Raw genomic sequence first — 24,691 nt, 5'->3', positions numbered from 1 at the left:
CCGGCCTCAACTCTCCTTGTGCTTCAGGACGTCGGCGAGGCTCGGCGCCTCCCGGTCCCGCTGGGACATCGACGTGACCGGCAGCGGCCAGGGAATGGCGAGGTCCGGGTCGTCGAAGGCGATCGTCACGTCCTCGGCCGGGTCGTGCGGGCGGTCGATGCGGTACGAGGTGTCGGCGGTCTCGGTCAGCGCCTGAAAGCCGTGCGCGCACCCCGCCGGGATGTACAAGGTCGCCTGCGTCTCGCCCGACAGCTCGAAGAAGGCCCGGTTGCGGTAGGTCGGCGAGTCCGCCCGCAGGTCCACGACGACGTCGAAGACCTTCCCGTACGAGCAGCGCACCAGCTTGGCCTCGCCGGCGCCGGAGCGCAGGTGCAGGCCGCGCAGCACGCCCCGGACCGAGCGGGACAGGCTGTCCTGGATGAAGGCGTTCGGGTCGAGGCCCACCGAGCGGACCACGTCGGCGTCGAAGGTGCGGCAGAAGAAGCCGCGTTCGTCGGCGTACGGCGTCGGTTCGAAGAGGTAGGCGCCTTCGATCGCCGGGACTGCGGTCGCTTTCATGAAGACTCCTGCTGGGCGTGGACGGAGGTGCGCGCGGCCAGCGGGAACAAGGCCGCGGTCAGGGCGGCGAATTGGCGCTCCAGCTGCCGGGTGGCGGTGGCGTTGTGCTCGGCGAGGGTCTGGCGCAGCTGCGCCGATCGCCCCTCCAGTTCCCGGAACTGCTCCAGCAGCCGCTCGGCGTCGACCTCGCGGGCCGGATGGCAGTACGCGGCCAGGCCCATGCGGGCCATGAGCGCGTCGCTCTTGGCCGCGTAGCTGAGGGCGAGCGTGGGCGTGCCGACCTTCAGCGCGCAGACCAGGTTGTGGTAGCGGGTGGCCACCACGGTGTCGGCGGTCGCCATCTCCTTCATCAGGTCGGCCATCGAGTCGGCCTCGGCGGCGGTGACCAGGGGCGAGTCGACCGCGTCGAGGATCGCGGTGACCACCGCCGTGTCGCACGCGTCGCCGGTGACCAGCCGGACCGGCCTGCCCTCGGCGACCAGCGCGCGCACGAAGCGGGTCGTCCCGTCGAGGTAGCGCCGGTGGATCTCTTCGGCCCGGGCGCGGTCGTCGTCGCCGCCGTGGAAGTCCATGACGCCGACGCAGACCGGGCCGGGCGCGCCCGAGGGCGCGTCGGACGCCGGCGCGGGCAGGGCGAACGCCAGGTCGGGGTAGACCTCGTCGCGCGTGGTGTCCACGCCCATGTCGCGCATCGCGTCGCGGGACAGGGTGTCGCGGTAGGAGCGGTAGGTGGCCAGGCGTGCCGACCAGCGCACCAGGGCCCGGGTCGGCCGGCTGGCGATGTGGGCGGCGCCGACGCTGACCAGCGCGACGCGGGTGCGGAACAGCCGGCCGGACGCGCACAGCAGGAACAGCGAGTACGGGAAGCCCCACGGCCGCAGGGGCAGCGTGGCCTCCAGGACACCCATGCCCGGCACGATCACCACGTCGTGCCGGCGCACCCAGGCGGCGGTGCGCACGACGTCGACGAGTTTGCCCGCCGCCTTGGCCGCGACCGCGCCGGCCCGTGACGCGGTCCGGTACTCCCCGCGGTTCCAGTGCAGGCGTGTCGCGGGGATCCGGTAGCGGGCGGCGACCACCTCGGGGCCGCCGCACAGCGCGTCCACGACCGCCTCGGGGTGGTCGGCGCGCAGCTGGCCGAGCAGGGCCTCCAGCGACCCGTCGTTGCCGAGGTTGCCGGAGCCGAGCAGGCCGAACACCCCCACGCGCACCCGGGTGTCGTCCGTGGACGTCATGCGTGCCCGCCTTCGCGGCCCTCGCGGCCGGCGACCAGTTCGTCGACGGAGACGGTGAGCTGGGCCGGGTCCACCGGGGCGCGGTCCTCTATCCGCTCGCCGGCGCCCGGCCTGGCCCGGCTGGTCATCCACGCGGCCAGATGGCGATAGCACGCGCGCCGGTCGGCCGCGGACAGCGGCGCCCGCTGGATCGCGGAGGTGAAGCCCCAGACGTACTCGGCCAGGAGCCGGGGCGTCGGGTGCAGCGGGCCGGCCCGGCGCGGGTCCAGGTTGACGCACCTCGCGCGCTTGCCGGGGTTGGCGCGCTCGGCGCGGGTGGGGTGGTCGCGGCGGAAGTACAGCAGTTCGGGCACCTGGTGGAAGGGCCCGTGCAGGACGATCTCGGCGACGAACGTGCGGTCCGCGTGGTGGTAGCTGTCGTGCGGCTTGACCCGGCGCAGCACGTCGGCCCGCATCACCCCGTAGAAGTCGTCGCCCCCGGGCTCGAACAGGAAGCTGCGGAAGCGTTCGGGCGCGTGCGGCGCGTCGGTGGCGATGCCGTACTCGTAGGGGACCTTGACCTGGCCGTCGCCGTCGATGACCGCCTGGCCGGAGTGCGCGAGGACCACGTCCGGCCGCTCGTCCAGCGCCTCCACGCAGCGGCGCAGCAGGTCGCGGGCGTAGAGGTCGTCGTGCGACGCCCACTTGAACAGTTCGCCGTGGCACTGGGTGAACACGTAGTTGTGGTTGGGCGCGGCGCCGATGTTCCTCAGCAGGCGGATGTAGCGGACGCGGGAGTCCGCCGCGGCGTACTTCTGGCAGATCTCCTGGGTCCGGTCGGTCGATGCGTTGTCGGAGATGACGAGTTCGAAGTCCTCGTAGGTCTGACCGAGCAGCGCGTCGAGTGATTCGGCCAAGTACTCCTCGCCGTTGTAGACGGGCAGGCCGATGCTCAGTCGGGGATGGGCGGTCATTGCGTCCTCACTTCGGGAATGGGGGGTTTGTGGTGGTGCTCACGCAGGGCGGAGCGCAGCTGCAGCCACCACACGGCCGAGCCGCACAGGGTCGCGGCGGCGACGCCCCAGGCCGAGCCGAGCGTGCCGGCCACGACCGCTCCGCCCAGCCCGCCCGCGACATAGCAGGCGGAGGCGAACAGCTGGCTGCGCAGGCTGCGCCGGGCCGCGGCGAGCGCGCGCAGACCGGCCGCCGCACCGGTGCCCAGGCCCGCGCCCGCGACGCCCAGCGTGACGGGCACGATCAGCTCCGACGCGGAGCTCCAGACGTCGCCCAGGACGAGCTCGCCGAGCCGCTCGGGCATCAGCAGCAGCGCCGCGCCCCACAGCAGCGCCGCGACGGCCTGCGCGCCGCCGAGGAGCAGGCAGAACACACCCAGGCGGTGCGGGGCCCGGCGCAGGACCCGGGCCGCCTCCGCGACGGTGACCAGCGAGAGGCCCATCAGCACGGCCATGAACGGGCCGAGCAGGAGTTCGGCGCCCCGGACCACGCCCACCGCGCTGACGCCGACGATCGCGCCGAGCCCGTAGGCCCGCAGCTGGCTCGCGCCGCTGACGCCGACGTTCTCGACCAGGTAGCGGTAGCTGAGGTCGTGGTGCTCGCGCAGCCACGCGCGGGCTCCGGTCGGCCGGGGCCGGATGCCGGACTGGAAGCAGCCGTACACCGCGGCCACGGCGGCCGACGCGCCCCAGGCGAGCACGAAGGCGGACACGCTGCCCACGTGCGCGGCCACCACCATGGCCGGGACGAGCGCGACGCCCCACACGACGTCGTTGACGAACGCCTTGCGCCCGGTGCCGGCGGCGAAGAAGGCGTAGCGCCAGGCGTCTTGCAGCAGCAGCCCCGGCAGCATGACGCCCAGGCAGGCGAACGCGGGCCCCACGCGTCCGCCCACGGCGAGGCCCACCACCAGGCAGGCCGCGCCGATGGCGGTGCCGACGCCGAGCGCGGTACCCGACGACCGGGCCACCGCGCCGCGCCAGGACGCGTCGGACACACCGCTGAAGCGCACCACGAGCGGGTCGGTGGCCAGCCCGCGGGAGACGCTGAGCACCACGCCGTACGTCACCCAGGCCAGGCTGAACACACCGAACGCGGTCAGCCCCAGGGAGCGGGCCACGTAGATGCCGACGACGAAGTTGGACAGGCTGGAGGCCGCCTGGTCGGCCAGCCCCCAGGACAGCCGCCCGACGATGCCCCGCCGGGCCTGCCCGGACGCTGCCGCCGGTGTCGTCGTCTTCTCCCCCTCGATGGTCATCGGCGTCAGGCCTTGATCAGTCCGGCGCCGTGCAGGGCGTCGGCCGCCGCGGCGACGGTGTCGAACGGCAGCCCCGAGCGCTCGGCGACGTCCAGCAGACCGTGCTCGCCGTCGCAGAGGCTGAGCACCCAGAGCATGGCCATCTGGGCCTGCTTGGTGTCGCTGCGCCCGCCGAGCGCGTCGTACAACCCGCGGCGTCCCAGCTGGGGTTCGCCGTACGGGCTGAGGTTGACGTAGCGCCGGTTGCGGTCGAGCACGCCGAACGCCTCGCGGCAGACGGCCAGCGTGTCCGCCATCGCCTCCGGGGAGACGAAGTCCGGGTTGTCCGCCGAGGTGTGGTACTCGGGATAGCCGGCGTAGGGCGTCCGGCTCAAGGAGCCCACACCGAGGTCGAACCCGGGGGAGCAGTACTGCCGCTCGTCGTAGCCGTACGGAGTGAACTCGTTGACCTGGTGGGGGCGTTCGGAGGTGCGCAGCACGTGCCGCATCACCCGGTCGATCTCCGCGTCGCCACGCCTGCTCTGCTTGTACGTCAGCTGTCCCGAGTCACCGGCACAGGCAAGGACCAGCCCGTGCTTGACCCGGTCGATGCGCTCCGCGTTGCGGGCCAGCCAGGTGATCGCCCCGATGGTGCCGGGCGCGAAGATGAACCGGTAGGTGTAGTACGGCGTTTCCTGTGCGAGCGCCCGGGCCAGGTACGTCGCCACCGCGATGCCGGCCAGGTTGTCGTTGGCCAGCGACGGGTGGCAGACGTGGCAGGAGACGATCACCTCGTCGGACACCTGACCGGGCACCACGTGCTCGGCGTAGGTGAGGTGCCCGTCGGCGAGCGTGGAGTCGATGCGCACCTCGTACTCGCCGTCCGGCATCGCGTCCAAGGTCTCCTGGGCCAGGCAGAAACCCCACTCCGGTGCGTAGTAACTGGTGCGGTAGGGCACCCAGCTCGGATGGTCCGGCAGGGTGTGCAGGTGCTCGCGGAGCTCGGCGAGCGGCAACGTCGCCGCCACCGGCACGCTGTAGCCGAGCACGTGCAGGCTGGACGCGGCGAAGTCGACGACCCGGCGACCGGTTCCATCGGCGACGTAGGCGTCGCGGATGTTCCACTCCTGCGGGACCGTCCAGTCGAGCACCTGCGTCCCCGTCGGCACCTCGTGCGTCTGGAGGGGGAGGTACTCGCCGACGATGTCCAGGGTGGCGCGCACCCCGTCGCCGGTGATGCTCCGGCACAGCGGGTACAGCCGCCGCACCAGGGCGTGCATCTCTTCGCCGGCAGAGCTCATCGGCGCCACCGCAGGGTCTCGTCGACGGCACCGGTCTCGGACGCCGTGCGCAGCACGGCCAGGCGGGTGAAGCGCCGCTCGAAGTCCTCGCGGGTCAGCCCGTGCGTGCGGTAGGCGTCGGCGAGTTCGAGCGCGCCCTGCTTCACGGTCCACTCGCAGTCGAAGCCGGGGATCGCGGCACGGAACCGGGAGAAGTCCACACGGTAGGACCGCGGGTCGGCGCCGGTCTCTCCGGTGATCACGACCTTCGAGCCGGGCACGGCCGCGGCGACCTGCTCGGCGATCTCGGCGACGGTGACGTTGTTGACCTCGCTGCCGATGTTGAACGCCCGGTCGTGGACCGCCTCGCGCGGCGCGTCCAGGGCCGCGGTGAAGGCGCGCGCGATGTCCGCGGCGTGCACCAGCGGACGCCAGGGGGTGCCGTCGGAGAGGACGAGCACCTCCCCGGACAACAGCGCGTGGCCCACCAGGTTGTTCAGGACGATGTCGGCGCGCAGCCGGGGCGAGTAGCCGAAGGCGGTGGCGTTGCGCATGTACACCGGGCTGAAGTCGCCGTCGGCCAGCGCGTGCAGGTCGCCTTCCACGCGCACCTTGGACTCCGCGTAGGGGGTCACCGGGCGCAGCGGGGCGTCCTCGGTCACCAGGTCGCCGCCGCCGGCGGCGCCGTAGACGGAGCAGGTCGAGGCGTACAGGAAGCGGCGCACGCCGGCCTCGCGGGCGAGCCGGGCCAGGCGTACGGACGCGTGGTGGTTGATGTCGTAGGTGAGTTCCGGCGCCAGTGATCCCAGCGGGTCGTTGGACAGCGCGGCCAGGTGGATCACGGCGTCCACCCCGGCGAGGTGGTCGGCCGTGACGTCACGCAGGTCCACCCGCGGACCCGGCGGGTCGGCGGGCGGCGGTCCGAGGACACAGTCGGCGAACAGGCCGGCGTCGAGGCCGGTGACCTCGTGTCCGGCGGCCGTGAGGACCGGGGCCATGACGGTGCCCAGGTACCCCTGGTGTCCGGTGAGCAGTACGCGCAAGGTTCATTCCCCCAGGGTGAAAGTGCTCAGGTCGAGCGTGAGTTTGGTGACGGCGAACGCCTCGGCGTAGCGCGCGTGGCATTCGATGCCGCGGATGCGGGCGAGCCCCAGGAAGGCCTCGCGGTCGTACCAGGGCCGGTGCCGCTGCGAGGGGTAGTGCTCCTGCAGCAGCCGCACCTTCTGTTCGGCGATCTCCGGCGCCAGCGGCTGGTACGCGGCCGGCCGGCCGAGGTCGCCGTCCCACTTGACGATCTCGTAGCCGAGGACGAGGTGGTCGCGGAACGCGGTGGGCATCAGCTGTGCCAGGCCCCGGTGGTCCTGGTGCGCGTCGTCGGTGCGCGGGGCCAGGATCAGGTCCGGCTCGGTCTGCGCGCGCAGCTCCTCCACCGCGGCCTTGGCCTCCTCCCAGTGCACGGGCATCCGGCCGTCCGGCAGCTTGAGCACGGTCAGCCGCAGGTCGGCGCCCGGGCAGAAGGCGGCGAGCGCGGCGCGCTCCTCCTGCTCGCGCTCGCTGCCGCCGCCGGAGAGCACCAGCGCGTCGACGCGGAGGCCCGGGTGCGCCTGGCACAGCGTCAGCAGGGTGCCGCCGGCGCCGATGGCGATGTCGTCGCAGTGCGCGCCCACCGCGACGATCCGCTTCAGGGGCCCGGCCCCGAGCCGGATCATGCGCCCACCTTGGCGCGGTCCCGCTCCCACACGGCCCACGGGCGGTCGCCCCGGGCGTAGGCCTCGTCCAGCGCGGCCCGTTCCTTGACGGTGTCGGTCGGCTTCCAGAAGCCGCGGTGCTGGTGCGCGACCAGGCGGCCCTGCTTGGCCAGCTGGGCGCATCCGTCGGCGACCAGGTCGCCGTTCTCGGGGATGTGGTCGAAGACCTCCTGGCGCAGCACGAAGTACCCGCCGTTCTCCCACATCGGCAGTTCGCTCACCGGGGTGATGCCCCCCACCAGACCGTCCTCGCCCAGCTCCACGCAGTGGAAGGAGGACTGCGGCGGCACCACCATCATCGACGCGCCGGCGTCACGCCGGGCGAACCGGTCGATCATCTCCGGCAGGGGTGCGTCGGTGAGCACGTCGGCGTAGTTGGCGAGGAACATCTCGTCGCCGTCCAGGTGGTGGCGCACCCGGCGCAACCGCTCCCCGATGGGGGACTCGATGCCGGTCTGCGCGAAGGTGATCGTCCAGTCCGATATGTCGGTGGACAGTAACTCGGTGCGTCCGCCCCGCAGGACGAAGTCGTTGGACGTGGTCTCCTCGTAGTTGAGGAAGAAGTTCTTGATGTGGTGGGCGCCGTAGCCCAGGCACAGGATGAACTCCGTGTGGCCGAAGTGCGCGTAGTAGCGCATGACGTGCCAGATCAGCGGGCGCGGGCCGACCATCGCCATCGGCTTGGGCACGTCGTCGGCCGCGCCGCTGCGCATCCGCATCCCGTAACCGCCGCAGAACAGGACGACCTTCATGCTGTGACCTCCTTCGGGGACGCGCCTTCGACGACGCTCAGTTCCGGGATGGGAAAGACCAGGCGGCCGCCCCACTCGTGCACGAAGGCCAGCTGCTCGATCAGCTCGGCCCGCAGGTTCCACGGGAGGATCAGGACGTAGTCCGGCTTGTCGGCGGCGATCTGCTCGGGCGGCAGGATGGGGATACGGGTGCCCGGGGTGAACCGGCCGTGCTTGTAGGGGTTGCGGTCGACCGTGTAGGCGAGCAGATCGGGCCGGATGCCGCAGTGGTTGAGCAGGGTGTTGCCCTTGCCCGGTGCGCCGTAGCCCACGACCGTCTGGCCGCGCTCGGCCGCCGTGATGAGGAACTTCAGGAGGTCCCGGCGCACCTTGGCCACGCGCGCGGAGAACTCGGTGTAGCCCGAGAGCTCCTGCAGTCCGGCGGCCTTCTCCCGGTCGAGCACGTCGGCCACGCGCTGCGAGGGCTCACCGGCCACCTCGGTGGGCCGGGCCCACAGCCGGATCGAGCCGCCGTGCGTGGGCAGCAGCTCGACGTCCACGAGCGAGAGCCCGCCGCTCGCGAGCGCCCGGATCGCGGAGGCGACCGTGTAGTACTGGAAGTGCTCGTGGTAGATCGTGTCGTACTGGTTCTCCTCGATCAGGGTCAGCAGGTGCTGCACCTCGATGGAGACCCAGCCGTCGTCGGCGACCAGGGCGCGCAGCCCCTGGGTGAAGCCGACGACGTCGGGGATGTGCGCGTACACGTTGTTGGCCACGACCAGGTTCGCCGGGCCGTGTTCGGCCCGGACGGCCGCGCCGGTCTGCGGGCTCAGGAACTCGGTGACGGTGGGCACGCCCGCGTCCCGGGCCGCCGCACCGACGTTCACCGACGGCTCGATGCCCAGGCAGCGGATCCCCCGGTCCACCACGTGCTTGAGCAGATAGCCGTCGTTGCTCGCGACCTCGACGACGAAGGCGTCGGAGCCCAGGCCCACCCGCTGTACGGCGTCGGCGACGAACGTGCGCGCGTGCTCCACCCAGGAGGTGGAGAAGGAGGAGAAGTAGGCGTACTCGCTGAACGTCTCCTCCGGTGTGATCAGCGGCGGAATCTGTGCGAGCCAGCACTCCGTGCACACCTGAAGGTGCAGCGGGTAGGCCGGTTCGGGCTGGTCGAGCTGGTCCGCGGCGAGAAAGCTCTCGCACGGCGGGGTCGCCCCCAGGTCGACGACGCTCGCCAGCGCCGCCGAGCCGCACAGTCGGCATCGTGTCATGTACTGCCCCCATCCCTGCCCGCGCGGATGCCCCAGCGCGAGCCAGCGTTTCCATTGCGTGACGGCGGCGGGCTTGCCCCGCCGCCCGACCGCCCCGCGATCGCGGTGCGGTACCCCTCCTCCAGGCGCGCCAGGCCGACGGCCGGGCTGAAGCCCTGCTCGTAGCGGAGCCTGGCCGCCCGGCCCATGTCCCGGTTGCGGGACGGATCGGCCGTGACCCGGCGGATGCAGGAGGCGAGCGAGTCAGGCTCGCCCGGCCGGTGCAGCAGCCCGGCCACGCCGTCCTGGACCAGTTCCACGAAGGCGCCGTGGCCCGCGGCGACGGCGGGAACCCCCGCCGCCATCGCCTCCACGACCACCAGACCGAATGCCTCCAGCCAGGTCGAGGGCGCCACCACGGCCACCGACCGCGCGATGACCTCGCGGCACTGGGCCGGGTCGTACAGGCCGACGTACCGCACGTCGTCGCGGCCCGCGGACCAGGCGCCCACCTCCTGCTCCAGCGGCCCCGTGCCGGCGATGACCAGCGGGACGCCGACCCCGCCGGCCGCGGCGAGCCGGTCCCACGCGGTCATCAGCAGCCGTACGCCCTTGGCTTCGGCGAGGCGGCCGAGATAGAGCACGTGCTCGCCCTCGCCCGTCCGGCGCGCCGCCGGTTCGGGCACGAAGTTGTGCTTGACCACCAGGCGTTCGGCCGGCATGCCCGCGTCCACCAGGACCTCGCGCTGTGCGGCGGAGATGCAGAAGAACCGCTCCACGCCCGACCACCAGCGCCGCCGGTTGACCGACAGGCTGACCGCGAGCGGCACCGTGGCCAGGCGCGAGCCGCGATAGCAGCCGTGCCGCACGGCGGGCAGCGGTGTCGTGCCCACGCACTCGGTGCACGGCTTGCCGTCCCGTTGCAGGGTGCCGGGCGGGCAGACCTGGGTGTAGTTGTGCAAGGTGGCGACGGCGGGCACGTCGGCGTCGGCGCAGGCGGCGAGCACCGCGGGCGACAGGAGCGGGAAGACGTTGTGCACGTGCACCACGTCCGGCCGCTCGGTGCGCAGCCGTGCGGCCAGCTCGGAGCGCACCGCCGGGTTCCACGGCACGAGCAGCGGCACGGCGGCCTTGGCGAGCAGGGAGCGGTCGGCGATGGTGTCGCTGCGCCGCTCGAACACCTCCACCCGGTGGCCGGCTTCGCGCAGCAGCGCCACCTCTTGGTCGACGACGTTGTTCTCGCCGCTGGGCTGCGCCGAGTTGTAGCGGTTGTGCACCACGAGGACATGCATGGTCAGAGCACCTCCGATCTGCGGGCCCAGCGCGGAACGTGTCGCTGTGGGACGTCGGGCGCCGGCGGGGGAGCGGCCGGGGCGGGGGCGGCCAGCAGCGAGGCGGCCAGGGCCAGATGCAGCAGGTAGGGCGAGGCGTCGCCGAGACCGGCCTCGGTGTAGGAGGCGATCGCGCAGTAGCTGATCAGGAAGATCGCGCAGGCCCTGGACAGCGACGGCGGCCGCAGCAGCGCGACGCCGCCGAGGACCACGAAGACCGACGCCACCAGCGTGATGCCGACCCAGCCCTGCTCGTGGTAGACGGCCAGCCAGCTGTTGTCGATGGGCAGTCCGCCGAAGGACTTGTCGCCCAGGCCCACGCCGAACAGCTCCTCCGCGGTCGAGCGGGGCGCCGCGAGCAGCGCGTCCCAGACCTTGGCCCGGCCGGTGAGGCTGGACAGGCCCTCCTCGGTCTGGCCGCGCAGGAACCACACTTGGAGCGCGGAGGCGAATCCCACTCCGGCCACCACGGCGCACACCACCGTCCAGGTGAAGAACCGGCGGGCGGCGGCGCTGGTCAGCAGGAGCGAGCCGACCGCCAGCGTCAGCCCGATGAGCAGGCCGAGCGTGGCCGTGCGGGTGTGGGTCAGCGCGAGCAGGACGAGGGACGGCACGATGACCACCGTCGCGCCGGCCGCGTCCGTGCGGCGGCCGATCACGAGCAGCACCGTGAGCCCGACGATCACCGCGGCGTACTGGCCGATCTGCGGCGGGGTCAGCGGCCACAGCGCGCCGACGAGCCGCCCGCCGTAGAGCTCGGGCAGGGCCGCGCCCGGTGAGATGACCAGGCCGGCGGCCACCGAACCCAGCACCGCGAAGTACATCCGGATGTGGTGTCTGACGAAGGTCAGGCTGCCGTCCCACCAGCGGCCGAGCAGCCACAGCGTGGCGACGAACAGCGCGAGGCGGGCGCAGCGGAACAGCGCGCCGAGGCCCGACTCCAGGTGCACGCTGGAGATCACGCTCGGCACGATCAGGAGGGTCAGCAGGAGCAGGAAGGCGCTGGGGCGGATGCGCAGGCGCACGTTGACCGCGAGCGCGAGTGCGAACGCGGCGACCAGCGCGCCCATGGTGACCATCTGGATCAAGGAGCGGGGCAGCGGCACGATGGTCTTCGCCCCGGCGGAGCCGAGGGTGTTGAGGACCAGCAGCCCCCAGGCGGTCCCGACGAGCTTCGACGTGTGGTCCGCGGTCATCTCAACCACCGCCCCGTGCGCGGAAGGTGCTGCCCGCGTCCTGTCGGTAGGGCCTGCCCCGCCACTGCCCCGAGTCGAGCACGCGGCTCGGGTCGTGGGCGACGAACTTCCACGGCCCGACGTACACGTTGTCGTGCCAGCGGTTGCGCTGCTCGTGGGTGATCGCCTCGGCGACCCGCTCGCCCTGGTAGGGCGACCAGTCGGGATAGGTGCCGTAGTTGGCCAGGACCGCCATGCGGTCGCACTTCACCGTGCACTCGACGACGGACTTGTCCAGGACGAAGCGGTTGTCGTGGATGTCCACCCGCTGAGTCTTCCACCGGCAGTCGGAGTAGAGCGGCTTGTCGGCGATCTTCGGCTGGGCGCAGCGGTCGGTGTCGGGCACCAGCAGCGTGCAGTCGCCGGACGAGGTGTTGGCCGGGCTGTTGCAGAACCGGTCGGCGTTCTCCCACAGGGTGATGCCGGACCAGTTGTTCTCCAGGACGTTCCGGTCGATCTCGATCTTGTCGGTGCGTGCCTTGACCCGCGGTTCGCCGCCGGACTCGGACAGGTAGACCGTCGCGAAGGGGAAGTTGTCCCCGCGCTCGGCGTACCTGCGGCCCTCGACCCAGTTGTTGCGCCGGATCGTGTTCTTGCGGATGACCGCGTTGTAGCTGGTCTCGTAGATCAGCGCGGCGCCGTCATTGGTCTCCAGGACGTTGTTCTCGATGCGGAAGTCGTTGTTGTTGGTGTCCGCCCACAGGCCGGTCCCGCGGTTGTCGTGCACCCAGTTGCCGCGCACGTCGGCCCCGTCCACGGCCCAGAACTTGATGCCTCCGGTGCAGCCGCAGCCCTTGCGCCGCCGCTCCCAGTCGCCGGTGTTGTTGCCCACGATCTCGTTGCCCTCGACCACCAGACCGCTGATGCGGCCCTTGGCCTTGTAGGCGTTCATGCCGTACTGGCCGTTCTTGCGCAGGCAGTTGGCGCGGACCTCCTGGCGGGCGCCGGCCATCAGCCCGGCCCCCGAGTTGTTCTGGATCGTCGCGTGCTCGATGACCCATCCGTCGGCCGAGTCGTGGTTGACCACGCCCTCGTCCGGCGGCGCCACGAACCGCTGCACCGTCAGATGGCGGATGGTGACGTCGGGAGCGGTGCCGCCGAACGCGTACTGATTGGTCTTGCCCCCGTCGAGCACCGCGCCCGGCGCACCGAGGTAACGGTTTCCCTTCTTGGGGATGACCTGCGCGTACCGGTCCGGGTCGAGCCGGTGCTTGCCCGGCCGCAGCCAGAACGTGGTCTTCGCCGGGTGGCTCTTGGTCTTGTCGACCAGATCACCGACCTTCGCCGGGTCGACCGTCACCGCGCCCTTCGGCGCCTTCGCCGGTCCGGCCGCGGGCTTGGCGCACACCCGCGCCACCGGCTGGGCCCCGGACGTGGAGGGCGCCACGGAAGGCTGTGCCGCCGGGCCGTCCGACGAGCTCTCACAGCCGGTCACCGCCATCAGGGCCAGCGCCAGCGGTGCCGCCGGCAGCGCCCAGTGCCGCCACTTCATCCCCACACCTCCTCCCTAGCCACGGAACCTGAGTACGGTGGTGAAGCCCTCCGAACTGTCGGCGAACCCGGTGCCGATCAGCGTGGTGGAGGGTTCCTTGCGCCCGAAGCCGGGGGAGTACCAGCCCAGCGGCGGCTCGCTCTCGCCGCGGTGGGCCTGCCAGCGCAGCTGACCGGGCAGGTCGAGCACCGCGAAGCGGTCCTCGCCCTCGCGGGTCCAGGTGAGCATCGCCCAGTTGCCCACCAGGTCCACGGCGATCGCCGGTCCCAGGTGGAAGGCCAGCCGCACCGCGCGGCGCGGGCCGCGCACCTCGTCGTGCACCTTCAACTCCTGGCTCTGTACGTCCAGGTCGACCCGGCGGCGGTGCACCGACGGCTCATAGCCGTGGTGTTCGGCCCACCAGCGGGTCACCTGCTCGCCGGAGGTGTCCGCGAACAGGACGCGGCTGCGGGCCTGGCGCGTCCACAGGAACGGACCGCCGGAGACCGACTGGTCGGCGCCGTCCAGTTCCAGGGTGTTGTGGCCCAGGGTCGACCGGAAGTACTGACGCCACTCGGGCTGTCCGTGGTAGCAGAACGTCCCCGGGTCGGCCAGCACGTCGACGCCGTCGTGCCGCACCTCCACGGACAGCGCGTCGGCGTGGGCGTGCGCGGCGATGGACAAGAAGCCGTGCGGGCCGCCGTCGCAGCGGCACCAGATCCCTTCCGGACCGCGCAGGATGGTCATGCCCGCGTCGGCGAAGTGGCCCGGCCGGTCGGCGGGGCGGGGCACGGCCGGTACGGTGCCGTCGTGCGCGTAGGGCCGGATGAGCGCGGCGAGCAGCGGGGTGCGCACGTCGGTGCCGGTCACCGTCGGCCACCAGGCCAGGCGGCCGAACACGGCGTCCCCGGTGGCGAGCAGCGAGCCCCAGCGGTCGGTGCCCGCGCCGTCCAGGACCAGGCCGTGCCCGTCGTCCGCGTCGCCCTGGCGCGGCGGCCGCAGCCGGTCGTCCACGACGGCGGCCAAGGCGTCGGTCATCCGCAGCAGCACCAGACGCACCGACGCGGGAATCGGGACCCGTGCGGCGTCGGCCTCGGCCACCGCGGCCAGGCCCAGCTCCAGGACCAGTCCGTGGTACTCGGTGGCCAGCTCGCGGTTGAGCCCGGATTCGAAGGTGTTGGCGTGCAGGTGCCGCTCCAGCGACCGCAGCGCGTCGGCCCGCCAGCGCGCCGACGTGGGGAACCAGCCGAACGCGCAGGCCGCGGCGAACTGCCCGGCGGCCTCGGCGATGACGTGGTTGTTCGCCGACGAGCCCCGGCTGGGGAAGGCGGCCAGCCAGCGCTGGTGGTGCCAGATCTGGTTCAGCGCCACCGGGTTGTGCTCGAAGAGCTCGCCCACGCCCTGCCAGCCGTCGAGCAGCCGGCGGATCCACACCCACGACAGCAGCCGGATCCCCAGCTCGATGCCGCTGATCCAGTGCACGCCGCGCAGCGGCGGGTTGGCCGCCCACCACGAGCGCAGGTGCTCGGCCACGCGCTCGGCGTACCGCTCGTGCCCGGTGAGCGCGTAGGCGGCGGCGAGCACGGTGAGGTACTGGTGCCGGGACGGCTCCCAGATCTGCTTGATGTCGCCGACCGCGTCCTCGTTGCGGTAGGGCACGTCGAAGGCGTAGCCCCACGGCGCCCGGCGGCCGGTCTTGGGGTCGAGCCACCAGTCCGGGTCGATGAGGTCCTCGCGCTCCACCCCGAAGAACTCCGCGTGCCCGGCCATCAGCCGGTCCGCCTCGGCGACCAGGCGCTTGGTGGCGTCCGGCGGTACCTGGGCGAGCGCGTCCGCGGGCAGGACCGCGGTGAACCGCGCACCGGTCACGCCCGGGCAGTTCGGCCGCGCCGAGCGCCACCGCCGCCTGCGCGCCGCGTCACCGACCCGGCCGCCGACCTCCCGCGGCCCCATCCGGGACAGCCGCCGCAGGTACCAGACCGCGCTCATGGTCATCGAGGCCCCGCCAACGTCACCGGCGCACCGCCGACCAGGCCGCTCTGCACGGCGAGGGTGGCCGCCGTGGTGGCGACCAGGGACTCCAGCGGCACCGGCATCGGGCCCCCGGTCCGCACGGCCTTGACGAACGCGGCCAGTTCGGCGTTCTGCCCCTTGTCCCGGGCCTTGGGCAGCCGCGAGCTGACCCAGCGCTTGGGGCCGTACACCGAGGCGCGCACGAAGTCGTCAAGGCGCAGCGCCCGGCCGTCGGCGACCATGTCCAGCGTCTCCTTGGGGAAGCCGGCCGGACCGGTGGTGACATAACTGATGGTGGCGGTGGACCCGTCCGGGTAGCGCAGGACGACCTGAAGGTCTTCGTTGCCGGAGGTGGCCAGCGCGTACACCGAGACGGGGTCGGCCCCCAGCAGCCAGCCGGCCGTGTCGATGAAGTGCCCGCCCTCACCGGCGAACCGTGAGCCCTCGGTGCTCTGCTGGAGGTACCAGCTGCCGTGGCCCAACTGGCCCGCGTTGACCAGGTAGCGCAGGCTGGCCGGTCCGGTGCGGGCGCCGAACCGCTGCTTGGCCTCGCGCAGCAGCGGCGCGAAGCGGCGGTTGAAGCCCACCTGGAGCCGGTCGTTGCCGGACTCCTCCACCGCGGCGAGCACGCCCGCCAGGTCCTCCTCGGTGAGGGCCAGCGGCTTCTCCACGAACACCGCCTTGCCGGCGAGCAGCGCCCGGCGGGTCAGTTCGGCGTGGGAGCTGTGCCGGGTGACCACGAACACCGCGTCGATCGTCTTGTCGTCGAGCACGGCGTCGAGATCGGTGGTGGCCTCGGCGAAGCCGAACTTGCGCTGCGCGTTGGCCGCGGACAGCGCCGTGGTGGTCACCACGGTCGACAGCTCGACGCCCTCGCGCTGGGCCAGATGCGGCAGCAGCATCGACGTCGCGTAGTTTCCCGCGCCGACGAACGCCAGCCGCACCGGCGTGCCGGTGGCCCGGGCGGGGGCGGGCGCCGTGCCGGCCCGCCGCTTCACCGCGGGTACGGCCACCTCGGGGGCCGGCGCCTCCTCCTTGTGGCCGGGGTAGCGGAACAGCACGGCCACGGCTTTGAGTTCGCCGTCCTTCAGCCGCTGGTAGGTCTCCACCGCGTCGTCGAAGTCGGCTACGTGGGAGACCAGCGGCTCCACGTCGACGCTGCCGCGCGCGACGAGATCGAGGAAGCACGCCAGGTTGCGGCGCTCGGTCCAGCGCACATAGCCGATCGGGTAGTCGCGGCCCTCCAGCTCGTACTCCGGGTCGTAGCGCCCTGGGCCGTAGCTGCGGGAGAAGCGGACGTCGAGTTCCTTCTCGTAGTACGCGTTCCAGGGCAGGTCCAGGCTGCACTTGCCGATGTCGACGACCCGGCCGCGGTCCCGGCTCAGCCGGGCGGCCAGCTCGACGGGCTGGTTGCTGCCGCCGCCGGCGGCCAGATACACCTGGTCGACGCCGTGCCCACCGGTGAGTTCGGCGACGGCGCTCTCCACGGTCGCAGACGCCGGATCGCCGCAGGCCGCGGCGCCCAGACGCGTGGCCAGCTCGCAGCGCGCCGGGTCGGGGTCGGCCCCGACCACGCGCACTCCCGCGGCGGTCAGAAGCTGCGCCACCAGCTGTCCGATCAGGCCCAGGCCGATGACCAGGGCCACGTCGCCCAGTTGCGGCTCGCCGCGGCGGACGCCCTGCATCGCGATCGACCCGACGGTGCCGAAGGCCGCGTGCCGGGGCGCGAGGCCGTCGGGCACCGGGGCGTAGAGGTTCTTGGGCACCCAGTTCAGCTCGGCGTGCAGCGCGTGCTCGTTGCCCGCGCAGGCCACCAGGTCGCCGACCGCCACGTCGTCGATGCCCGCACCGACCTGCTCGACCACCCCGCACAGCGAGTAGCCGAGCGGCGTGTACGAGTCGAGCTTGCCCATCACCTTGCGGTAGGTGGCGGGCACCCCCTGGGTGGTCACGCTCTGCATGACCTTGGCCACCTGGTCCGGCCGGGAGCGGGCCTTGCCCACCATCGACATGCCGGCCTCGGACACCTTCATGAGCTCGGTTCCGGTGGAGATCAGCGAGTAGGCGCTCCGCACCAGTACACCGCCCGGCTTGCACCCCGGTACGGGCACGTCGAGCAGCGTGAGCTCGCCACTCTTGTAGTTCTGAACGACCTGTTTCACCCGAGCTCCTCTTGTTTCAACTTCCAACGCGGTCACGCCGCTTGTCTCTGGCCGGAGCCGGAGGTCGCGCCGCGATACCAGTACTCCAGGGTCAGCACGTGCCACAGGTGCTTGGAGAAGTCCCGCTGCCCTGAGGCGTCCTCGGCGACCATCCGCGCCAGCGCGTCACGGCGCAGGAACCCCGATTGGACGAGCACGCCGTCGTTGACCACCTCGCGCACCAGCGGCGCCAGATCCCGGCTCATCCAGGCCCGCAGCGGGGCGCTGAACAGGCCCTTGGGCCGGTACACGATCTCCTTGGGCAGGATCGAGGTGGCCGCCTCCTTGAGGACGGCCTTGCCCTGCCGCCCGACGATCTTGCGGTCGCCGGGCACCGCGAACGCCGCCTTGACCACCTCGACGTCCACGTACGGCACCCGGACCTCGGTCGACGCGGCCATGCTCGACCGGTCGGTGTACGCGAGGTTCAGGCCCGGCAGGAACATCCGCGCGTCGCCCAGGCACATGCGGTTGACGAAGTCGTCGAGTTCGTTGTCCTCGTAGACGTCCGCGTGCTCCGTCAGCACGTCCCCGACCGTCCCGGCCAGGTCCGGATCGACCAGCGAGAGCAGCTCCTGCTGGTCGTACATGGTGTAGCTGCGCCGGAACGCGGTCTCCTCGGGCAGATCGGCGAAGGACAGGAACCGCTTGGCGAAGCGCACCGACCGGTAGCCCCGGCGGGCGGTGGCGACCGGCAGCCGGTCCACGGTGGCGGACACCCCGCGCCGCACGGTCCGCGGCACGCGCTGGTAGCGCAGGGCGAGCAGGTTGGCCAGGTGCTTGCGGTACCCGGCGAACAGCTCGTCGGCGCCCATCCCCGAGAGCATCACCTTCACCCCGGCCTCCCGGGCGGCCGTGCAGATCAGATAGGTGTTGATCGCGGCGGGGTCGCCGATCGGCTCGTCCAGGTGGTAGGTCATCTGCGGCAGCAGGTCGAGCACGTTGGGCGCGATCTCGATCTCGTGCAGGTCCACGCCGAACTGCTCGGCCACCCGCCGGGCGTAGTGCAGGTCGTCCGGCATCGCCTCGAACTTGGCGTCCTCGGCGCGGAACCCGATCGTGTAGGCGGAGATCCCCGGCTGGTGGCGGGCCGCGAGCGCGGTCAGATAGCTGGAGTCGAGCCCGCCGGAGAGGAAGGTCGCCACCGGCACGTCCGACAGCAGGTGCCGGCGGGTCGACTCCTCGACGATGGCGGCGAGGTCCGGCCGCTCGCCGGCGCGCGCCCGGTCTTGGCCCTCGGCGGCGACGTCCTTCAGGTTCCAGTACCGGCCGCGCTCCACGCGGCCGTCGGGCCGGCAGCGCAGCCAGCTGCCCGGCGGCAGCTTCTCCGCTTCGCGGAACGCGCAGCGCGAGTCCGGCACCCAGTAGTACAGGAGGGAGGCCACCAGCGCCGCGTGGTCCACCTCCAGGGATCCGCCGGTCACGGCGGCCAGCGCCTTGAGCTCGGAGGCGAACACCAGGCCCTCGCCGCGCCGCAGCAGGAACAGCGGCTTGATGCCCAGCTGGTCGCGGGCGAGCACCAGTTCCCCGGTGCGCTCGTCGAAGACCCCGAACGCGAACATGCCGCGCAGCCTGGGCAGGCAGTCGGTGCCCCAGCGCCGCCAGGCCTCCAGGAGCACCTCGGTGTCGGAGGTGCCGCGGAAGCGCACCCCGGCCGATGCGAGCTCGGCCCGCAGCTCGGGCGCGTTGTACAGCTCGCCGTTGTAGGTGAGGGTCAGGCTGTCCTTGACCATCGGCTGGGCGCCGGTCTCGGACAGGTCGATGATGGACAGCCGGCGGTGGCCGAGGTGCACTTCCCCGTCACCGGCGGGATGGCTGTAGCGCCCCGCCGCGTCCGGGCCGCGGTGGGCCAGGATGTCCGTGAGCCGGTCGGCCACGGCCTTGCCGTCCGGCCATCTGTACGTGCCTGCGATGCCACACATGTCTAGCGGGCCTCCTGGTCGCTGTCCGGGACGCGTGCGGCCCACATCGGCTGCCGCTCCGTCCGCTGTTGGCCCATGCCGTTCTGCCGGGCCAGCCGCTCGCCGTGGCCCCGCAGCGCGATGTGCAGCCCGTCCCACAGCGTGCCGTCGGTCCGGTCCCGCGGGTCGGGGTCGATCAGCACCACACCGAGCACGGGGATGCGCTGGTCCGCGAGCTGCCGTGCCACGGTGTGCAGCCATGCGGCGCTGCCGTGCCCGGCCCGCACGACGAGCACCGTCTGACCGCCGAGGTATTGCAGGTCGGTCCAGGCCGTGCCGGGTGCGACCGAGCCGACGCCGAGCCGGCGCACCTGGTGCGCCACGGCCGCGGCGCGCTCGCCGCTGACCACCGCCGGATCGGCCGGATCCCGGCGGGTGTGGGCGAGCTGCGGTCCGGGCAGGCCGTCGACGACGACCACGGGCCCGTCCGCCGCCAGGGCTCTGGCCACGTCCAGGGCGATGACGCTGGTGGTGCGCGCGCAGCCCAGTTCGAGCAGGGACACCGGCTCCGTCGAGCCGCGCACGACGCGGGCCAGCGTCGCGGTGAGCCGCTCGCGTGCCGCGCGGCTGCGGCGGCTGCGCCACAGCCGAGCGGGCCTGCGGCGCTGTTCGGCGATGACCGAGGCGCCCAGGTTCGAGGCGATCTCCCGGCGCAGCACGGGGCGTCCTGCCACCACCGCGCCGACGGCGGCCACCGCGAGCCCCAGGACGAGTCCGAGGATGGACCCGATCGCCGCGTTGGTGACGGCGGCTTTGGGCAGCGAGTGCTCCACCGCGCGGGGCGCGTCCACGATCTGCGTCCCGGCGATGATCTTCGGGGTGCCGGTGCGTGCCTCGGCGGCGCGCTGGTCGAAGTCGGCGATGCGCGAGTTCAGTTCGGCCCGGCGGGCGAAGAGCGACTCGACGCTCGCCGACTCCTTGGGATCGCTGTCCGGAGAGCGGTCACCGATCGCCTGGTTGACCTTGGCGAGCTCGTCCCGCATGCGGTCACGCTGGTCGAGCAGGGCCTTGGACTCGGCTTTCGCGGTCTCCCGCATCCGGCGTACGTGGTCGGCGACGAACGCGTCGGCCAGCGCCTTGGCGCGGGCCACCGCCTCGGCGTCGCTGTCGGCCGTCACGTCGATCTGCAGCAGGTTGTTGGTCAGGCCGGTGCCCCGGAAGTCCTGGAGGAAGTCCTCCGGTTTCTCGGGGGACTTGAGGGCCTTCAGCGCCTTGCCGGCGATGCGCGTGGTGCCCAGCAGTTCGACGTCGGTGCGGATCAGCGTGCCGGTGTCGTTGGCCTGGTCCTCCTGGTGCGTGACCAGGACCTTGGTCGTCGCGGTCGGCGGGGGCGGCATGAGGACCGCCACCGCCGCGCCGGCCAGCAGCCCGAGCAGCGCCAGCGAGGCCCACAGGCGGCGGCGCCTGCGCACCGCCACCACGAGGGCCTGGAGGTCGAGCAGGGGAGCGGTGGTCGAGGACTCGTCGGTCTTGTCGGTCTTGCTCGTGCTCACACCGCACCTCCCCTCGCGTCGCCGCCCACCGTGAGCGGTGTGGCGGTCTGCGGGGCAGGGGCGTCCGTGCGCGCGGGGCGGGTGCGGACCGGGCCGGCGACGACGGCGCCGACGACCTCGTGCCCGGCGTCCGCGCACGCACCGGCGATGCCGGCGAGCTCGTCGGCGGTCCAGCTGCCCGCGCTGAGCACGACCAGGGCGCCGGACTCGGTGTCGCGGTCGGGGACCATCGGCCGGTCCACCGAGACCTGCGCCAGGCTCAGCTGCGGATCGTTCTTGGCCTCGGTGAGCAGCTGTCCGGCCGCCCGGTGGGCGATCTCGTCGCCGTCCGGGACCAGGAGCAGGAGCCGTCGGGGAGCGGGCAGCTTGTTGCGCAGGCGCACGCACACCCGCCGGTAGCGGGTGCGCCGGCTGGCCTCGTCGCCGGAGGCCTGCGGGGCGGGCATGTCCCACCGCGCGTCCAGGGCCAGGAGCCGTCGCAGCCAGGCCCGCAGGCCGCTGCCCTCCTTCTGGTGCGCTCCGCGTTCACCGGGTACGTCGACGGTGCCGATGAGCGTGGAACCCAGCGCCGCGGCGATCTCCCCTTCGGTGCGAAGGCGGCGGTTCATCCGTGCGGCGACGAGATGGCCGATGACCGCGAGCAGGAAGCTCAGCAGCGCCCCGGCGACGACGAGTTGTGTGCGCGTCGGTGGTGCCTCGCCGGTCGGCCGTGCCGCCGACCCCATGACGACCATGTTGGCCTTGTTCGACGCCGGGTCGGCCTGGTCCAGCTTCTTCATCGCCTCGGCCAGCGCGGTGCGCAGCTTCTCCAGTTCGGTCCGGGCCTGCACGCTCTCCACGGTCTGCCCGGGGTCGGCGGCGTTGGCCAGGTCGGTGATCCTGCGGTTGGTCTGCACGACCTTCTGGCGCAGCGACTCGGGCCCGGTGGCCGATTCGGAGTCGGTGTTGTCGCCCGCGATCCGCGCGGCGAAGGTGACGAACTGGTCGGCCACCTCGTCGGCGAGCCGCTGGGCGCGCGCCGGGCTCTCGGCCGTGCCCGCGATCTTGATGATGTTCCCGTCGGCGGCCGTGGCGCTCACCTGATCGCGCAGCTCGGTGCCGTTGACGCCGCTCCAGTGCAGGGTGTCGGCCGCGCGGTCCACCACCTCCGAACTGCTCGCGATCTCCGCCTGGGTCAGCAGTTCGCGCTCTTCCCACTGGCCCGGCAGCAGCACCGAGGCCGTCGTCGTGTAGCTGGGCGGGAACAGCAAGGAGGTGCCGTAGCCCAGCAGCGCGCCCACCAGGGCGAGGGCGGCGAGGAGCCGCCAGCGCCGGCGGAGGATCCGCCCGATGGTGACCAGTCGAATCGTGTCGTCGCTCATGGGCGCGGCCTCCGTCCTGCCCGCGGCGGACGGCGCGGCGAGACCGGAGCCTGGTCCCGGGTGGCGGCGGCATAGGCGGCGAGCAGCGAACGCTGGGAGTTGCGCCAGGACAGCTCCCCGCCGATCCGCTCCTGGCCGACCTCGCCCATCCGGACCCGCTGCTCCGGGTCGTCCAGGAGCAGCGCGATGAGCTTGGCGAACTCGGCCTCGTCGTTGGCGGGCGCGTAGACGGCGGCGTCCCCGGCGGAGACGCGTGCCTCCCGGAGTTCGAAGGAGACGATGGGCCGGCCCATGACCATGTACTCAAGGACCTTGTTCATGGTCGACACGTCGTTGAGCGGGTTGTGCGGGTCGGGCGAGAGGCACACGTCCGCCGTGGAGAGGTAGCGCACCAGGTCGGCGTCCGGAATACGCCCGGTGAACTGCACCTGCTCGGCGAGCCCCAGCTGCCGGGACAGCTCCACCATCGCGTCGAAGGTGTCGCCGGCGCCGACGAACACCGCGTGCCAGTCGGTGCGCCCGACCTCGTCGCGCAGTTTCGCCAGGGCGCGCAGGGCGTAGTCGACGCCGTCCTGCGGGCCCATGACGCCGAGGTAGCACAGCAGATGCGGCTTGCCGCGCTTCAGCTCCGGCTCCGGCGGCACGGGGTGGAAGCGGTCCGTGTCGGGCGCGCTGCGCACGACGAAGACGTCCTCCCGTCTGCGGCCGCCCCGGCGCACCGCGACGTCGCGGTAGCTCTCGTTCGTGGCGAGCACGATGTCCGCGGCCCGGTAGGTGCGCCGTTCCAGCGCGCACACGGCGCGGTACAGCAGGTCCTTGCCGCGGCCGAACCGGGACAGATACAGCTCGGGCACCAGGTCGTGCTGGTCGAAGACGAACCGCGCGCCCTGCCGCTTGAGCCACAGCGCGGGCAGGAACAGCAGGTCGGGCGGGTTGCAGGCGTGGACCACGTCGACCGGACCGACCCTGCGGGCCAGCCGGATGGTGTGCCACAGCGCCGAGCCGTACTCCTTGAGATAGCCGGCCGGGCCCCCGGTGGCCGCGCGTAAGGGGTAGCGGTGGATCCGCACCCCGTCGATCTCCGCCTCTGGTTCGGTGTCCCGCTTCAGCCCCTGGGGGCAGATCACGTGCACTTCCCAGCCCGCGTCGCGCAGTGTCGTGCACTCTTGCCATACCCGCCGGTCGAACGGCACCGACAGGTTCTCCACCAAGATCAGCGCTCGCCGGCTCGGCCGGTCGTCGCTGGTTGCGCTATTACCAAGCAAGGCCTGTGTACCCCGGTTCGGTCCGGCGCGTTTCGGCGTCGGGTAGACGGATGAGATCGACGATCGCCGGGCCGTCGCCATGGGGCAGCGCGGAGAGAACGGCGGGATCCTTGGTTCCGACCAGGCACACCTCGGCGTGCTCGATCACCTCGTCGACGGAGTCCACGAGCAGCTGCGCGATGTGCGGCAGACGGGTCTCGATGTACTCGCGGTTGGCGCCGATCAGCCGGGACAGGCTGACGTTGGCGTCGTAGATCCGCAGGTCGTACCCCTTGCCGAAGAGTCTCTCCGCCAGTTCGACCAGCGGGCTCTCGCGGAGGTCGTCGGTGCCGGGCTTGAAGGACAGCCCGAACAGGCCCACCCGGCGCTTGCCGGTGCGCTCCACCAACTCCACGGCGCGTGCCAGGTGTTCGGAGTTGGAGGGCAGCACGTGCGCGAGGATGGGCACCGACACGTCGGCCCGCCGCGCCGCGTAGAGCAGGCTGCGCAGGTCCTTGGGCAGGCAGGAGCCGCCGAAGGCGAAGCCCGGCCGCAGATAGGCGGGGCTGATGTTCAGCTTGTGGTCGGCCAGGAACACGTCCATGACCTGGTGGGAGTCCACCCCGAGGGCCTGGCACACCGCGCCCAGCTCGTTCGCGAAGCCGATCTTGAGGCCGTGGAACGCGTTGTCCGCGTACTTGATGGCCTCGGCCGTGGGGACCGGCACCCGGAACACCTCGCCGGGCAGTCCCTCGTACAGCGCCGCGACCACGTCGCCGCTGGCCGGGTCGAACTCGCCTATGACGGTCTTGGGCGGGTCGAAGAAGTCCCGCACGCTGGTGCCCTCGCGCAGGAACTCCGGGTTGACCGCGACCCCGAAGTCCACGCCGGCGGTGCCGCCGACGTGCTTCTCCAGGATCGGTACCAGCAGGTTCAGGCAGGTGCCCGGGAGCATGGTGCTGCGGAACACCACGGTGTGCCGCCCGTCCCGCTCGGCCAGCGCGGCACCGATCTGTTCGGTGACCCGCTCCAAGTACGTGGTGCACAGGCTGCCGTTGGGCTCCGAAGGCGTGCCCACGCAGACCAGCGACACGTCACTGCCCATGATCGCTTCGTGGACGTCAGTGGTGGCGCGCAGCGCTCCGGTCTTGACGACCTCGGCGATGAGCTCGCCGATCCGCTCCTCGACCACCGGAGCCTTGCCGTCGTTGACCAGGTCGACCTTCACCTGGTTGACGTCGACGCCGATGACCTCGTGGCCCATGCCTGCCAGGCACGCGGCCGACACGCAGCCCACATAGCCGAGCCCTAAGACGCTGATCCTCATATTCCGTTCCTCCCCCCAGGCA

General features: G+C 72.3%; 19 protein-coding genes. All 19 read right to left on the bottom strand.

What is annotated here, in order from left to right; all coding sequences use genetic code 11:
- Positions 1 to 6 precede the first annotated feature (6 nt).
- The 19 genes from rfbC to QBL25_RS02885 are packed head-to-tail and all read right to left on the bottom strand — an operon-like array spanning position 7 to position 24,669.
- Positions 7 to 558 carry a dTDP-4-dehydrorhamnose 3,5-epimerase gene (gene rfbC / locus QBL25_RS02975; RefSeq protein ID WP_409055376.1) on the bottom strand — a complete coding sequence of 184 codons (552 nt, stop codon included), beginning with the start codon at positions 556 to 558 and terminating at the stop codon, positions 7 to 9.
- Complete coding sequence (locus QBL25_RS02970; RefSeq protein ID WP_409055375.1) at positions 555 to 1,793, bottom strand: polysaccharide pyruvyl transferase family protein; 1,239 nt, start codon at positions 1,791 to 1,793, stop codon at positions 555 to 557. Before QBL25_RS02970 ends, rfbC begins: the two co-directional genes overlap by 4 nt.
- Entirely contained in the window at positions 1,790 to 2,746 is a 957-nt protein-coding gene (locus QBL25_RS02965) for a glycosyltransferase family 2 protein (RefSeq protein WP_409055374.1), read from the bottom strand. The genes QBL25_RS02970 and QBL25_RS02965 overlap by 4 nt, the downstream gene beginning before the upstream one ends.
- A complete protein-coding gene (locus QBL25_RS02960; protein WP_409055373.1) occupies positions 2,743 to 4,044 on the bottom strand; it encodes a hypothetical protein in 1,302 nt (433 codons plus the stop codon). Before QBL25_RS02960 ends, QBL25_RS02965 begins: the two co-directional genes overlap by 4 nt.
- Before the next feature lie 5 nt (positions 4,045 to 4,049).
- Positions 4,050 to 5,324 carry a DUF4910 domain-containing protein gene (locus QBL25_RS02955; RefSeq protein ID WP_409055372.1) on the bottom strand — a complete coding sequence of 425 codons (1,275 nt, stop codon included), beginning with the start codon at positions 5,322 to 5,324 and terminating at the stop codon, positions 4,050 to 4,052.
- The gene (locus QBL25_RS02950; RefSeq protein ID WP_409055371.1) at positions 5,321 to 6,346 is read right to left on the bottom strand and encodes an NAD-dependent epimerase/dehydratase family protein; all 1,026 of its coding nucleotides are present in this window, start codon (positions 6,344 to 6,346) and stop codon (positions 5,321 to 5,323) included. Before QBL25_RS02950 ends, QBL25_RS02955 begins: the two co-directional genes overlap by 4 nt.
- A 3-nt stretch (positions 6,347 to 6,349) precedes the next feature.
- On the bottom strand, positions 6,350 to 7,012 hold the full coding sequence (locus QBL25_RS02945; protein ID WP_409055370.1) for a PIG-L deacetylase family protein: 663 nt from the start codon (positions 7,010 to 7,012) through the stop codon (positions 6,350 to 6,352).
- Positions 7,009 to 7,803, bottom strand: coding sequence for a glucose-1-phosphate cytidylyltransferase (locus tag QBL25_RS02940; protein WP_409055369.1), 795 nt, complete (start codon positions 7,801 to 7,803; stop codon positions 7,009 to 7,011). The genes QBL25_RS02945 and QBL25_RS02940 overlap by 4 nt, the downstream gene beginning before the upstream one ends.
- Entirely contained in the window at positions 7,800 to 9,053 is a 1,254-nt protein-coding gene (locus QBL25_RS02935; RefSeq protein WP_409055368.1) for a class I SAM-dependent methyltransferase, read from the bottom strand. The genes QBL25_RS02940 and QBL25_RS02935 overlap by 4 nt, the downstream gene beginning before the upstream one ends.
- Positions 9,050 to 10,324, bottom strand: coding sequence for a glycosyltransferase (locus QBL25_RS02930; protein ID WP_409055367.1), 1,275 nt, complete (start codon positions 10,322 to 10,324; stop codon positions 9,050 to 9,052). Before QBL25_RS02930 ends, QBL25_RS02935 begins: the two co-directional genes overlap by 4 nt.
- Positions 10,325 to 10,326: 2 nt before the next feature.
- The gene (locus QBL25_RS02925) at positions 10,327 to 11,559 is read right to left on the bottom strand and encodes an O-antigen ligase domain-containing protein (protein ID WP_409055366.1); all 1,233 of its coding nucleotides are present in this window, start codon (positions 11,557 to 11,559) and stop codon (positions 10,327 to 10,329) included.
- Between the two features lies 1 nt (position 11,560).
- Positions 11,561 to 13,096, bottom strand: coding sequence for a right-handed parallel beta-helix repeat-containing protein (locus QBL25_RS02920; protein WP_409055365.1), 1,536 nt, complete (start codon positions 13,094 to 13,096; stop codon positions 11,561 to 11,563).
- Positions 13,097 to 13,105: 9 nt separating this feature from the next.
- Positions 13,106 to 15,064 carry an alginate lyase family protein gene (locus QBL25_RS02915; RefSeq protein WP_409055364.1) on the bottom strand — a complete coding sequence of 653 codons (1,959 nt, stop codon included), beginning with the start codon at positions 15,062 to 15,064 and terminating at the stop codon, positions 13,106 to 13,108.
- On the bottom strand, positions 15,061 to 17,244 hold the full coding sequence (locus QBL25_RS02910; RefSeq protein ID WP_409055363.1) for a bi-domain-containing oxidoreductase: 2,184 nt from the start codon (positions 17,242 to 17,244) through the stop codon (positions 15,061 to 15,063). The genes QBL25_RS02915 and QBL25_RS02910 overlap by 4 nt, the downstream gene beginning before the upstream one ends.
- A gap of 32 nt (positions 17,245 to 17,276) precedes the next feature.
- Entirely contained in the window at positions 17,277 to 19,205 is a 1,929-nt protein-coding gene (asnB, locus tag QBL25_RS02905) for an asparagine synthase (glutamine-hydrolyzing) (protein WP_409055362.1), read from the bottom strand.
- A 2-nt stretch (positions 19,206 to 19,207) separates the two neighbouring features.
- Entirely contained in the window at positions 19,208 to 20,737 is a 1,530-nt protein-coding gene (locus QBL25_RS02900; RefSeq protein ID WP_409055361.1) for a Wzz/FepE/Etk N-terminal domain-containing protein, read from the bottom strand.
- Positions 20,734 to 22,098, bottom strand: a complete 1,365-nt coding sequence (locus tag QBL25_RS02895; RefSeq protein ID WP_409055360.1) for a Wzz/FepE/Etk N-terminal domain-containing protein — start codon at positions 22,096 to 22,098, stop codon at positions 20,734 to 20,736. Before QBL25_RS02895 ends, QBL25_RS02900 begins: the two co-directional genes overlap by 4 nt.
- Positions 22,095 to 23,363, bottom strand: a complete 1,269-nt coding sequence (locus QBL25_RS02890) for a glycosyltransferase family 4 protein (RefSeq protein ID WP_409055359.1) — start codon at positions 23,361 to 23,363, stop codon at positions 22,095 to 22,097. Before QBL25_RS02890 ends, QBL25_RS02895 begins: the two co-directional genes overlap by 4 nt.
- Positions 23,353 to 24,669 carry a nucleotide sugar dehydrogenase gene (locus QBL25_RS02885; protein ID WP_409055358.1) on the bottom strand — a complete coding sequence of 439 codons (1,317 nt, stop codon included), beginning with the start codon at positions 24,667 to 24,669 and terminating at the stop codon, positions 23,353 to 23,355. Before QBL25_RS02885 ends, QBL25_RS02890 begins: the two co-directional genes overlap by 11 nt.
- Positions 24,670 to 24,691: the final 22 nt, after the last annotated feature.

The organism is Streptomyces sp. SYP-A7185 (assembly GCF_046103685.1).
Classification (GTDB): Bacteria; Actinomycetota; Actinomycetes; order Streptomycetales; family Streptomycetaceae; genus Streptomyces.
The sequence above is the reverse complement of the archived record's forward strand: the minus strand, read 5'-3'. Positions and strand labels throughout refer to the sequence as shown.

Excerpts from the sequence above, each read along its gene's own strand:
- rfbC (WP_409055376.1), bottom strand. The coding sequence starts at position 558 with ATGAAAGCGACCGCAGTCCCGGCGATCGAAGGCGCCTACCTCTTCGAA.
- QBL25_RS02970 (WP_409055375.1), bottom strand. The coding sequence starts at position 1,793 with ATGACGTCCACGGACGACACCCGGGTGCGCGTGGGGGTGTTCGGCCTG.
- QBL25_RS02965 (WP_409055374.1), bottom strand. The coding sequence starts at position 2,746 with ATGACCGCCCATCCCCGACTGAGCATCGGCCTGCCCGTCTACAACGGC.
- QBL25_RS02960 (WP_409055373.1), bottom strand. The coding sequence starts at position 4,044 with ATGACCATCGAGGGGGAGAAGACGACGACACCGGCGGCAGCGTCCGGG.
- QBL25_RS02955 (WP_409055372.1), bottom strand. The coding sequence starts at position 5,324 with ATGAGCTCTGCCGGCGAAGAGATGCACGCCCTGGTGCGGCGGCTGTAC.
- QBL25_RS02945 (WP_409055370.1), bottom strand. The coding sequence starts at position 7,012 with ATGATCCGGCTCGGGGCCGGGCCCCTGAAGCGGATCGTCGCGGTGGGC.
- QBL25_RS02940 (WP_409055369.1), bottom strand. The coding sequence starts at position 7,803 with ATGAAGGTCGTCCTGTTCTGCGGCGGTTACGGGATGCGGATGCGCAGC.
- QBL25_RS02935 (WP_409055368.1), bottom strand. The coding sequence starts at position 9,053 with ATGACACGATGCCGACTGTGCGGCTCGGCGGCGCTGGCGAGCGTCGTC.
- QBL25_RS02930 (WP_409055367.1), bottom strand. The coding sequence starts at position 10,324 with ATGCATGTCCTCGTGGTGCACAACCGCTACAACTCGGCGCAGCCCAGC.
- QBL25_RS02925 (WP_409055366.1), bottom strand. The coding sequence starts at position 11,559 with ATGACCGCGGACCACACGTCGAAGCTCGTCGGGACCGCCTGGGGGCTG.
- QBL25_RS02915 (WP_409055364.1), bottom strand. The coding sequence starts at position 15,064 with ATGACCATGAGCGCGGTCTGGTACCTGCGGCGGCTGTCCCGGATGGGG.
- asnB (WP_409055362.1), bottom strand. The coding sequence starts at position 19,205 with ATGTGTGGCATCGCAGGCACGTACAGATGGCCGGACGGCAAGGCCGTG.
- QBL25_RS02895 (WP_409055360.1), bottom strand. The coding sequence starts at position 22,098 with ATGAGCGACGACACGATTCGACTGGTCACCATCGGGCGGATCCTCCGC.
- QBL25_RS02885 (WP_409055358.1), bottom strand. The coding sequence starts at position 24,669 with ATGAGGATCAGCGTCTTAGGGCTCGGCTATGTGGGCTGCGTGTCGGCC.